Origin of the sequence: Methylobacterium sp. V23 (assembly GCF_002917135.1) — a bacterium.
Taxonomy (GTDB): domain Bacteria; phylum Pseudomonadota; class Alphaproteobacteria; order Rhizobiales; family Beijerinckiaceae; genus Methylobacterium.
On the sequence record NZ_PDHT01000011.1, the window covers coordinates 169,578 to 179,127 of the forward strand.

Below are 9,550 nucleotides of genomic sequence, written 5' to 3' on the forward strand. Positions count from 1 at the left end.
CGCTTAACCGCGCCTTCGACCTCTGCCGCCTTCTCGACCTAAAGCGTGCTCTGGCCAGCTACGCGGCGGCCTATCGTCCGACCCGGAGGTGCGGCCATGACTGACCGCGCCAACGACCTCGCTCGCTACCTTGTCGTGGACGCCGCTCGCCGCTCCACGGCGCTCCGGCGGTATTTTATCACCAAGGTTCCCGAACCCCAGTCCGCCGTCGAACTGGCTGCGCTGCCGCTGCCCGGCTGTTGGCCGGTCCTCACGGAAGACGAGATCAGCCTCGGCTTTGCCATGGCGACCAACGTGATCCGCAACGCTGGCTTCCCCGCCGAGGCCGCTCAACTCTCCATCCTGAGCGAGGTGCACGGCCATGGCTGAACCGCAGAAGGGCATCCCTTATCCCATCATGGAAGCGCTGCTGGCCGAGCTGGACGCAGTGAGCACCAAGATACGCGCCTATGCGATCCACTGCGCCGCCGTGCCGCTGGAGGCCGCCGACAACGATGCATGGCCCGCAAATGCCGGCCATCCTGATCTCATCACCGTCGCTGAAGGCGCCACCATCCTGGGCTGCTCCACGGACACAGCGTATCGATACTCCGACAAACACGGCCTCGGCAAAGAGTATCCGGTCGGGTGGCGCATGTCTCACAAGCGCATCGCTGCATTCAGACGACAGAAATCCGCAAAATAGTTTCTGTGTTGCGGCAAATGCGGCAAATGCGGCTTTGCTGCTGCGGCAATTATTTGGTCAACTGCCCTCATGACGTTGGGGCAGCCGAGATGATCGCGCCAGCGGCTCCGTGAGACAACGAGAATTCGGCCTGCGAGCTTCAACGTTTAGGCGTCAAATCGTTCAAGGCCGATGTGAGCCGCACAGAATTTGGGATGGACGGGCGAATGCTGATGAGAGTACCCAAGCGCGCAAAGGACAAGCCCGGAACAGCTGGCAACGACGTCGAGGATCTTCGTCGTGAGCTTGCTACGGCTGATGCTGAGCGTGCTGATGCGGTCCGCATTCGTCACGACCTTGAGGCGCAGCGCTCCGAGGTGGTGGATCAGGGTGGCCTCGACGCCCTTGAAGAGCACGACCGCGCCATTGAGAACGCCCGCCGCCGGATCGATGTCGCCGACAGCGCGCATACTCGGCTGACCCTCGCGTTGCAGGCAGTCGAGGCCGAGGTCGAGCAGGCCCGCCGCCGCGCCCTCCGTGCTGAGGCTGAGAAGGCCATGGCCGAGGCCGCGACGCTGATGCGCACCGAGTACGTCACGCATGCCAGGGCCGTCGCCCGGATACTCCGGCAGGTGGCCGCGCTTCGGGCTCTGGCGTTCACCGCCAACGAGAACCTGCCAGACGGCGCCGACGCTATTCCCACGAACGTCGAGCCCCTTAACTCCAGGCATTGGGCTTCCGGCTCCGAGGAAGTGGAAGAGATGTGTCTCTTCCATCGTGAGACGGGCGAGCCGGCCCCCTCAAACGTGGTGACGGGACCGAGCTACGAGCGCCGGCTCGTCAAGATCCGCCGGCCTACCCCAGTCTATCCTGAAGTTCCGCATCGGGCTGTTGCAGATTACGTCAACTTACCGGGCGTCGACCCGGACGAATATATTTACGCCGCATCCCATTGGACGCAGCCAAGAGCTTAGCAAGGAAGATCATGTTCAGCGAAAAAGCGTTTCAGGACTGGAAATCACGACAGGGTGCGGTCGAGGAACGCGAGCGCACTCGCGTCCGATCCGAGATCGCCGCCGAGATCGATGGTGCTCTCGATGAGATCCGCACCAAGACCGAGGTCGAGCGCTCCCGCGAGAAGTTCTTGCACGCGACCCGGCACGCCCGTGCCGTCGCGGCTGTCCGCGATGCCGATCCGAAGAACCCTGTCGGCACTGAGTGCCGAACCACAGACGGCACCGTGTGGGTGCGCAAAGCCTGATCGAAGGAAGTTCAATGTCAGCCAATCACCCGACTTTCAGCGCATCCGGCCCGGATGCGACCTACACGCCAGCGACCTTCAACGACAATGACGGCAGCTATCAGAAGGGCGTCACGCCAGCCGTTCTCTTGGCAGGCCAGATCGGCGCTCTTTCGGTTGCACTGAACAACATCGTCTCAGCGAGCACGGGCTACGCCATCGGCGACATCGCGGGCCTCGTGACCCGGTACGATGCTGCGAGCAAGCAACTCTTCACCTACTGGCAGAACTTCACGGCTGGCACGCTTCCGGGCGGTGCACCGGCTGCCGGAAGTTACACCCCATCCCCCCTGATGGGTCTGCCCAACGGTGAGAACCACCTTGGCGCCATCAGCGGCGGTTCTCAGCTGGTGAAGCTTCAGTGGAACCGGCCCGCCAACACGACCCCCTATGACAACGGTGATCTGATCGGGAAGACGACGACCGTCACCAGCCCCTCTGATGGCACCGGCAACGCACTGATCGCGTTCGGCGGCCGCATCGCCAACGCGCCGATCAACCTCGTCCGCGCCCGCATGTGGAAGTCCAGCCCGTCGCTCACGGGCGCCACCTTCCACTTGCACTTCTTCGAGGAGGTGCCGACGCTGACGGTGGGTGACAACGGCGTCTTCAACTCAACCCCGACCGGGACTGGCGGCACCTTCGCCTGTGACCGGGTCCGCTTCTACGCCGGCAAACTCACGGTGACGATGGACTCCTCACGCTCTGACGGCTGCACGGGCATCGCGACACCGCAGATCGGCAGCCAGATCATCTTAAGCCCAGCCTTCGGGACAAAAGCTTTTTACTGCGTGATCGAGGCAGGCGCAGCCTACACGCCCGCCAACACCGAAGCCTTCGGCCTCACCTTCGAAATCTATCAGGACTGAAGGAGGGGGATCGCTATGGCAACAACCTTCGCCGATCTGACGACATCATGGCAGCAGATCGCCACAGCCGCGACAACCCTTCAGGCTAGTTCGGGGGTCGTCATGCTGCAGGTGAGCGCGACTGCGCCAGCTAACACCGAGACGCGCGGTCACATCCTCGACACTACCAACCTGCCCGGCGTCACTTGGGGTGCTCAGACGGCAGGCGAGAAGCTGTACGCCCGTGCCCTGCAAGGCACCGCGTCGGTCATTATGACTGCGGACATAGCTTGAGAAGGCGCGAGCACGTGGCTCAGCTCGGCACACAGCCTAAGCTTCACGCGCGCCCTCATCGAGGAAATGCAGTCGCTGGGCTGGCAACTATCGACGCACAGTTTCTAGGGCAACATCTGCTTCAGCAGCGGGCCAGTTGTCGCTGCAAAAGCAAACAGCACGATGAGCATCCGGCGGATGTGAATGTCGGTGATCATGGAAGGCTCCCTTGCAGCTGTGTTCAGCTTGCAGCGAGGCCGTTCGTAGCGAGGCGGTATTACTTAGAGGTTGCGAGACTTAGTGAACAGTCGCTTCACCATAGGTTGGGTTGTATTGCCGTCGAAATGAAACCCAGGGTCCTTGGAAGCCCCCACCAGGGACACGGGTCCGCAGAGGCGCAGTAACTAACCCGATGCAAAATTTTCAAATAGGACTTTTTGTTTATGTCTGACGCACGCGGGCGCATCCTAAATCGCTGTGAGATCGCGGAGATCTTCGGCCGCAGTCTCCCAACGATAGACAATTGGGTGCGCCTAGGATGCCCCTTTGTCGAGCGTGGCGAGCGTGGTCGCGAATGGCAATTCAATTCCGCAGATGTCTTGGATTGGCGAGAACGTCGCGCAGTGACCAAAGCTCTGGGAAGCGCACCATCCGGTGAACTTGATCCAGTTCAAGAGCGTGCCCGCAAAGACCGCGCGCTCGCCATCGCAACCGAACTGAAGAACGATGTGGTGATCGGCAAGGTCGTGCTGGTCGATGTCGCAGTGGCTGCGGTCACCGTTCAGCACCGGAAGCTCCGCAACAAGCTTCTGAGCCTCCCCATTCGCATCGCCAGCCGTGTGCCCGAGCAAGTGCGCGCGCAGGTTTTCGACCTCGCAGAGACCGAGGTTCTGGGGGCGATGGCTGAACTCACAACCGGGGGCGAGGGCGACTTCACGCTCGCCGAAGTCGAGGCCGAACGCAGCCGTGCTGCATCCACTGAGGAGCCGTCCCATGTCTGACCCCGATCTGATCTGCGAGGTCCGCACAGAGGGCGGCACCTATCACAACTGGCTGTCGGTTGCCATGACGCAGTCATTCGATGATCGAAACGGCTTCCGCAATTTTCGTCTGATCTGTGCCGAGCCGAGCGCAGTCGCTAATCTGCGTCTCAAGCCTGGCGACCGGGTAGATATCGCCTTGGCCGGTCAGGTGGCCGTGCAAGAGGGTTACATCGTCAACCGGCAAGCGGCTTACGATGCCAACCGACACGTCGTGCAGATCGACGGCTACTCAAAGGGTGGGCAGACCACGCGAGCGTCAATCAACGAGGGCACGGGTCAGTTTCGCGGCTACAAGCTCGAAGCAATCGCGAACTCGGTGCTGAAGCCGCACGGGATTAAGTTCAAGGTCGTGAACCCGCCAGACGGCGCGGACGAGCCCTTCACGAACGTGCAGGTCCGCTTCGGTGAAACGCCGTTTCAGCTGATTTCCCGGCTGTGCAATCAGCGCGGGCTCTGGATTAGCTCCGAGGCGGACGGCACGATGGTGGCCGGCGCGGACACCAAGGGCGGCGGCGTCGTGTTCGAGGAGGGCAAGAACATCCTCTCGGCGAACTGCTCTATCGCCATGCCTTCGGTTCAGGAGGTTATCGTCAACGCGCAGAAGCCCGGCTCGGATAGCTTGTTCGGGAGGAAGGCGGCCGAGATCCAGGCCAAGGCCACGATGCAGGGGCCGAAAGGGCAGGCTCGTAAGGTCCTGGCCGAGATGCCGCTGAGCGAGAAGGAACTGAAGCTTCGCACCAACATGGAGGTCCAGGCGATTGAAGCCTCGCTCGTCCGGGTGAGCATCACCTACCAAGGCTGGCTGCGCCCCGGCATTGGCGGATTATGGGAGCTTGCGCACGACTACGCGACCATCAAGTCGCCGATGCTGTTCCCGACCGAGAGTGGGCAGATGAAGATGAAGCTATGGAGCTACGTCTACTCGCAGTCAGAGGCCGGAACGACCACGACGTGCGAGTTCGTCAGCGAGAAGGCGTTCGAACAGAAAGCCGCCGATGCCACGAAGAACGACGGGTTCATCAGCAACGGCGCGTCACTGGCTGTGCCAGAGACGGTGACGTGAACGGGTTCAAGAGCCGTCAGATGGTGACGACGAGCATCTAAAGGGAAGCGCGAGGCTCAGGGCAACAGCGACTGAAACAGCGGAATGGGTAGTTCGGGTGTGTGCCGTAGCTACACACTCCGCTGGCCGTTCGGCTTCTGACAGGATGAAACCGGAGCGGCTGTTCACTTACGACAATGTTTTGGCGCAGCACTACCCCCGGAAACTACTGGGGTGTCCTGCTCCGCGAAGCGATGCGTCTCCGGCGGTGTTACATCGAGGACGGGAGCGAGATTGAGCGTGCGGGCGAGCGCAATCAGATCCTTCAGGCGTCCCGTCTGGGTTTTGCGGCGTAGGTTGAGACGGTGGGACTCTACCGTGCGGACGCTGACATCCAGCCGCCGCGCTACCTCTTTGTTGCTGAACCCTGAACTCAGCAGGCGCAGGATCTCTGTTTCTCGGCGCGTGAGGTCAAGATCCAGCGGGTCTGTCGCTACAACTGGGGCAGTCTCTCCATCGCAAGGTAGGTCCTCGCCATGAGGCATGAGCGCGGCACGAAGGTCGTCTAAGGATGGACGTCGTGTGACGAAGCTATCTGCGCCGGCTTCGACCAGCTGACGCAGGTTGGTTGCACTCATCGCCTGAATGGCGACCACGATCCGCAAGCTTGGCAACTGCTTCTTCAGTGCGGTGACTCGCGCGACAGCGGATGCGATCTCGGCCTCCTGCACGGAGAGAAGCGCTGCCTTACTGCGTGGCTCATCCCGTTTAAGTTCGGCCTCGGAGATCAACTGGATTGTAGATAATTGCTTCAGGGTCGTTTGAAGTGCTGGGTCAATCGAAGCGGTCTCCCCCACAAAACAAACAGCTAAACTAGAAATCATAGTAAACACCTGTCATGTGCCGACCTGAAACAGCCGGAGCCTTCAACGGGCTAACTAACAAGTTTCGTTCCATCAATATTTGGCGGAACTGGGTCAACCTGGGTCGATCTCTTATTCGGCGCTCGATCTCGTCAACAAGCTGGCCTGGGAGCAGCGCAAGGGCGACGCGACGAAGAACGACGGGTTCCATGACCTCGGGAACTCGGCGGCACAGCCGGAGGCGGCGACGTAGTGCCACCGCCTCCCACGGCATCACTCGCTAGCAGCAGCCTTGCGCGGGCGACCAGCCTTCTTCGGCTTCGCGCCGGCCGGCGCTGCTGAGACTGTCTCATCAACCACAGCGGCTTTAGCCTTGGCCTGGTCTTTCCGCCGCTGTCCGAGCCCAATTGAGCGCGCAAGTTCAGCACGTTGTGCTGAGTAACTGGGCGCGGTCATTGGGTACTCAGGAGAGAGGCCGTACTTGGCTCGGTAAGTCTTGGGCGTAAGGCCGTGAAGCGTCAGGTGACGCTTCAGCGTCTTGTAGTGCTTGCCGTCCTCAAAGCTGATCAGCGCGTCCGGCGTGATCGACTTTTTGATCTGGGCAGCAGTCGGTTTCTCGACTTCCTCAGCGGCAGGCACAACAGGACTCTTCAACCCGCTGAGTGCCTGGTGCACCGAGGAAATTAGCTCGCCCAGTTCGGTAGGCGGAACGGAGTTTTTTGAGACGTAGGCCGATACGATGTCAGCGGTGATCTCGATGTAGTTGGTTGCCGGGCCGGGTGTAGAATCATTCATGATCTAAATTCTCTAGTTGCACCAACTCTTCTCTAAGAGTCACGGCAACAAGAAAATCAACGATAAATACTACGGTGCCGCCACGCTCATTCATTGTCCACTAAATGATAGTTTTTGTTGCATATATTAAAAAGACAGATTTTGTTTCATTGTACCAATGGTTACACGACGCTAGTTTGCATTTAGATTCACTGACAATCTAGCTTAATCCTCGCGAGATTGTCATCAAAAACGGATGGTGCCCCACGAAGTGGCACACTAAACGCATGAACCCAAGGAGTTACAAATCCAGGACAGCACGCATGGTAGATGACGAAACCCTAACATTTGAAGACTTTATGCTGGGCACAACCACAATTCTGCAAGCGATTGTTTTTCGGCTAGAAGACACCAACGTAGCAACGCGCGAACAATTGGCGGCGGACCTGGAACGAATGGGTGCGCATTTAGACTTACAAAAGCGCAGATATCTAACAATATTTCATAACAGTCTTGCTAGTAGCAACAGGCCTCGATTGTCAGTGATTAATGGCGGGAAGGGCGATCCTGGATCTTAGGTATCAAGTAATCCTGGGCCTCAATCCGGCACGACATCGCGAACTATCCGGTCAATCTCCGGTGGTCCCGCAACAAGCACCTTAACATCCGCGATTTTATCCCAGGTCCCATCATCTATCATGTCTATGCAGGCCGATATGGCCTTCTGCTTTGCGATCCGTAACGTGGCTGCTGCATCGGAAATCACACTCAAATCGATGAGTTCGTCCTTTCCAATCTCAACGGGGATGCAAGCAGTTTCCTCAATCACGCGGACCCGCTTAACCCACACTTCGTGAATGGCCATTGATCACCCCCCTCCGCCGCCGGGTCGAATGGCTTAGCTTAATCCTCTCACGTTAACTTTCATCCTCGCCCTTGTTCAATTCTTCTGCGAGCATCTCATGCCGGATGCGAGTCATCTGATGTGCCGATGGGTTAGCACCTTCAATTAATCGGCAATTCGTCTGTAGATTTCCTCGGCGGCTTCTAGAAACCGTTTAGCCTCAGAAAGAAGTTCACGCGCCTCCGAGATCTTTCCTTCCTTGGCCAGGGCGTCAGCATCGCGGGAACATCTCCTGGCCTGAGCAGTGAGGGCGCCTGCCTGGGCTCTATAGTTGGGAGGCCGTATTATGCTCATGGCAGGCCTCTGGCTGGAATACAGCGGGACATAGGATGCTCGAACGGGGGAGTCGCTCAGTTTCAGAAACCCCAGGATGTGTTTCGTCTGTACGCCGTAGCCAACGCATCCACTCTGTCGGCTTCGAGATCCATCCCTTCCTGACGCATTGCTTCACGGATGCGGGCAAGCATCTCTTGGCGCTCAATCAGCGTGGCGAAGCGTTGCCCTATGGGCGGTTGCTTCCCTGATGACAGTCGCCATAGAGCGCCAGGGTTCTCCTTTTCGAACAGGGCCTTCGCCCGCTCATGCAATTCAAGTTCGGTTTGGCGGATCATCGGCGTAGCTCGGCAGTCAATTGAATTGGTTCTGCCTTGTGCTTGCCCAGCCCGAAAGCCTCCTTTGAGGGTCCTTAGCGACGCACCCCGCCTTTGTGTAAACCACTACTCGGCTTCGACCATGCCGAGGTACCCAGGATCTGCGCGGCCGGAGGCGGCGACATAAACCAGTTTCCAGAGTCCGCTGTCGGGCGCGCCATGACAGCGGCCGGGCTATGACTAAATGGCGCGCCGGGTTCAACTCGAACTTACCCGAAACACTGCCCTGCGACGCCAAAACACCTTCCAGGGAACGCTTGACAGAACTACGTGTTCTCCGTAGCGAGGTGTTCATGCACGCTATCTGCGAAACGCGATCTTTCCAACGAGCAGCAGCAGATGCTGGCATGACGGCCGAGGAGTTGGCCGACCTTGTCGACTTCCTGGCCCGCAATCCAAGTGCGGGCGACGAGATCGAAGGCACAGGCGGATGCCGCAAGCTCCGCGTGGCTGGAAAGGGCAAGGGGAAGAGCGGCGGGTATCGAACGATCACGTTCTACACCGGCTCGCAACTGCCGGTCTTTCTAATCACCGTTTTTTCGAAAGGCGACAAAGCCACGTTGTCGAAAGCCGAGAAAAACGCACTAGGAGAGTTGGGTAAGATCTTAGTGGCAGAGTACCGCAAGAAGGTCGTTAAGGTGAGGGCAGGAGCATGAGCAAGCGCGCGTTCGACAAGATTGCTGAGGGGCTGAACGAGGCCATCGGGATCGCTCGTGGCGAGCTAGCCCCTGCAAAATTGCACATCCCTGCCGAGATCGACGTGCGGGCTATCCGTCGTAAGCTGAAGCTGTCCCAGGACGATTTCGCTTATGAGTACGGGTTCACCGTCAGTCAGATCCGCGACTGGGAGCAAGGGCGCTCTAGGCCCCTTGGTGCTCTACGCCTGTACCTGCTCATGATTAGCCACGACCCCCAGGGCGTCATTGCGCTCATTCGCCAGACCGGCGTCAGTCAAGCCGCCTGAACTCAAGAAAAACCCGCCACGGCCGAAGCCAGGCGGGTGAAGGTTGTGGCTGTTTCCCGTCCGCAGGGGGGCGTCCTGGATCGCGACCGATCCCTTCGTGGCGCACCAGGGTTAACGCCGACCTTCAAGGTAACATGCTCAATGAGGAAATCCGCCACGGATTGCTCCGAGCGGGTGAAGGTATCGGCTCGATCAAAGGCTGAGACCGCGCATCCGCCGCTCATC

Annotated in this window: 15 protein-coding genes; 11 read left to right on the forward strand and 4 right to left on the reverse strand. The window is 59.3% G+C overall.

The features are described 5' to 3' along the window. The first annotated feature begins 96 nt into the window (after positions 1 to 96). The 8 genes from CRT23_RS12880 to CRT23_RS12920 all read left to right on the forward strand — a co-directional run bounded on the left by CRT23_RS12880 (position 97) and on the right by CRT23_RS12920 (position 5,191). A complete protein-coding gene (locus CRT23_RS12880; RefSeq protein ID WP_103710016.1) occupies positions 97 to 369 on the forward strand; it encodes a hypothetical protein in 273 nt (90 codons plus the stop codon). Further along, positions 362 to 685 (forward strand): helix-turn-helix domain-containing protein, encoded by a 324-nt coding sequence (locus tag CRT23_RS12885; RefSeq protein ID WP_103710017.1) that lies wholly within the window; start codon positions 362 to 364, stop codon positions 683 to 685. Before CRT23_RS12880 ends, CRT23_RS12885 begins: the two co-directional genes overlap by 8 nt. Before the next feature lie 212 nt (positions 686 to 897). Then, complete coding sequence (locus CRT23_RS12895; RefSeq protein WP_146056376.1) at positions 898 to 1,638, forward strand: hypothetical protein; 741 nt, start codon at positions 898 to 900, stop codon at positions 1,636 to 1,638. Further along, positions 1,617 to 1,925 (forward strand): hypothetical protein, encoded by a 309-nt coding sequence (locus tag CRT23_RS12900; protein WP_181017340.1) that lies wholly within the window; start codon positions 1,617 to 1,619, stop codon positions 1,923 to 1,925. Before CRT23_RS12895 ends, CRT23_RS12900 begins: the two co-directional genes overlap by 22 nt. A gap of 14 nt (positions 1,926 to 1,939) precedes the next feature. Then, entirely contained in the window at positions 1,940 to 2,833 is an 894-nt protein-coding gene (locus tag CRT23_RS12905) for a hypothetical protein (RefSeq protein WP_103710021.1), read from the forward strand. 15 nt (positions 2,834 to 2,848) lie between these two features. Then, positions 2,849 to 3,106 carry a hypothetical protein gene (locus CRT23_RS12910; protein ID WP_103710022.1) on the forward strand — a complete coding sequence of 86 codons (258 nt, stop codon included), beginning with the start codon at positions 2,849 to 2,851 and terminating at the stop codon, positions 3,104 to 3,106. A gap of 422 nt (positions 3,107 to 3,528) precedes the next feature. After that, positions 3,529 to 4,086, forward strand: a complete 558-nt coding sequence (locus CRT23_RS12915) for a terminase small subunit (protein ID WP_103710023.1) — start codon at positions 3,529 to 3,531, stop codon at positions 4,084 to 4,086. Then, positions 4,079 to 5,191 carry a phage baseplate assembly protein gene (locus CRT23_RS12920; protein WP_103710024.1) on the forward strand — a complete coding sequence of 371 codons (1,113 nt, stop codon included), beginning with the start codon at positions 4,079 to 4,081 and terminating at the stop codon, positions 5,189 to 5,191. The genes CRT23_RS12915 and CRT23_RS12920 overlap by 8 nt, the downstream gene beginning before the upstream one ends. Positions 5,192 to 5,355: 164 nt before the next feature. On the opposite strand, the gene CRT23_RS29090 is transcribed toward CRT23_RS12920, so the two are convergent. Both CRT23_RS29090 and CRT23_RS12930 read right to left on the reverse strand, forming a co-directional pair. Beyond that, entirely contained in the window at positions 5,356 to 6,054 is a 699-nt protein-coding gene (locus tag CRT23_RS29090; protein WP_245436178.1) for a response regulator transcription factor, read from the reverse strand. A 252-nt stretch (positions 6,055 to 6,306) separates the two neighbouring features. After that, positions 6,307 to 6,828, reverse strand: coding sequence for a MucR family transcriptional regulator (locus CRT23_RS12930; RefSeq protein WP_103710025.1), 522 nt, complete (start codon positions 6,826 to 6,828; stop codon positions 6,307 to 6,309). A 302-nt stretch (positions 6,829 to 7,130) separates the two neighbouring features. Here CRT23_RS12930 and CRT23_RS27795 point away from each other — a divergent pair, with 302 nt between their 5' ends. Next, positions 7,131 to 7,385 carry a hypothetical protein gene (locus CRT23_RS27795; RefSeq protein WP_146056377.1) on the forward strand — a complete coding sequence of 85 codons (255 nt, stop codon included), beginning with the start codon at positions 7,131 to 7,133 and terminating at the stop codon, positions 7,383 to 7,385. A gap of 20 nt (positions 7,386 to 7,405) precedes the next feature. Here the strand turns inward: CRT23_RS27795 and CRT23_RS12935 are convergent, their stop codons facing one another. Then, the gene (locus tag CRT23_RS12935; protein ID WP_103710026.1) at positions 7,406 to 7,672 is read right to left on the reverse strand and encodes a hypothetical protein; all 267 of its coding nucleotides are present in this window, start codon (positions 7,670 to 7,672) and stop codon (positions 7,406 to 7,408) included. 395 nt (positions 7,673 to 8,067) lie between these two features. Beyond that, positions 8,068 to 8,322: a hypothetical protein gene (locus tag CRT23_RS27800; protein WP_146056378.1), complete on the reverse strand. Its 255-nt coding sequence runs from the start codon at positions 8,320 to 8,322 to the stop codon at positions 8,068 to 8,070. A 332-nt stretch (positions 8,323 to 8,654) separates the two neighbouring features. Here CRT23_RS27800 and CRT23_RS12940 point away from each other — a divergent pair, with 332 nt between their 5' ends. Beyond that, on the forward strand, positions 8,655 to 9,017 hold the full coding sequence (locus tag CRT23_RS12940) for a type II toxin-antitoxin system RelE/ParE family toxin (RefSeq protein ID WP_103710040.1): 363 nt from the start codon (positions 8,655 to 8,657) through the stop codon (positions 9,015 to 9,017). After that, positions 9,014 to 9,325, forward strand: coding sequence for a helix-turn-helix domain-containing protein (locus tag CRT23_RS12945; protein ID WP_103710027.1), 312 nt, complete (start codon positions 9,014 to 9,016; stop codon positions 9,323 to 9,325). Before CRT23_RS12940 ends, CRT23_RS12945 begins: the two co-directional genes overlap by 4 nt. Positions 9,326 to 9,550 lie beyond the last annotated feature (225 nt).

Excerpts from the sequence above, each read along its gene's own strand:
- CRT23_RS12945 (WP_103710027.1), top strand. The coding sequence starts at position 9,014 with ATGAGCAAGCGCGCGTTCGACAAGATTGCTGAGGGGCTGAACGAGGCC.
- CRT23_RS12940 (WP_103710040.1), top strand. The coding sequence starts at position 8,655 with ATGCACGCTATCTGCGAAACGCGATCTTTCCAACGAGCAGCAGCAGAT.
- CRT23_RS27800 (WP_146056378.1), bottom strand. The coding sequence starts at position 8,322 with ATGATCCGCCAAACCGAACTTGAATTGCATGAGCGGGCGAAGGCCCTG.
- CRT23_RS12935 (WP_103710026.1), bottom strand. The coding sequence starts at position 7,672 with ATGGCCATTCACGAAGTGTGGGTTAAGCGGGTCCGCGTGATTGAGGAA.
- CRT23_RS12915 (WP_103710023.1), top strand. The coding sequence starts at position 3,529 with ATGTCTGACGCACGCGGGCGCATCCTAAATCGCTGTGAGATCGCGGAG.
- CRT23_RS12910 (WP_103710022.1), top strand. The coding sequence starts at position 2,849 with ATGGCAACAACCTTCGCCGATCTGACGACATCATGGCAGCAGATCGCC.
- CRT23_RS12895 (WP_146056376.1), top strand. The coding sequence starts at position 898 with ATGAGAGTACCCAAGCGCGCAAAGGACAAGCCCGGAACAGCTGGCAAC.
- CRT23_RS12930 (WP_103710025.1), bottom strand. The coding sequence starts at position 6,828 with ATGAATGATTCTACACCCGGCCCGGCAACCAACTACATCGAGATCACC.
- CRT23_RS12885 (WP_103710017.1), top strand. The coding sequence starts at position 362 with ATGGCTGAACCGCAGAAGGGCATCCCTTATCCCATCATGGAAGCGCTG.
- CRT23_RS29090 (WP_245436178.1), bottom strand. The coding sequence starts at position 6,054 with ATGATTTCTAGTTTAGCTGTTTGTTTTGTGGGGGAGACCGCTTCGATT.
- CRT23_RS12920 (WP_103710024.1), top strand. The coding sequence starts at position 4,079 with ATGTCTGACCCCGATCTGATCTGCGAGGTCCGCACAGAGGGCGGCACC.
- CRT23_RS27795 (WP_146056377.1), top strand. The coding sequence starts at position 7,131 with ATGGTAGATGACGAAACCCTAACATTTGAAGACTTTATGCTGGGCACA.
- CRT23_RS12905 (WP_103710021.1), top strand. The coding sequence starts at position 1,940 with ATGTCAGCCAATCACCCGACTTTCAGCGCATCCGGCCCGGATGCGACC.
- CRT23_RS12880 (WP_103710016.1), top strand. The coding sequence starts at position 97 with ATGACTGACCGCGCCAACGACCTCGCTCGCTACCTTGTCGTGGACGCC.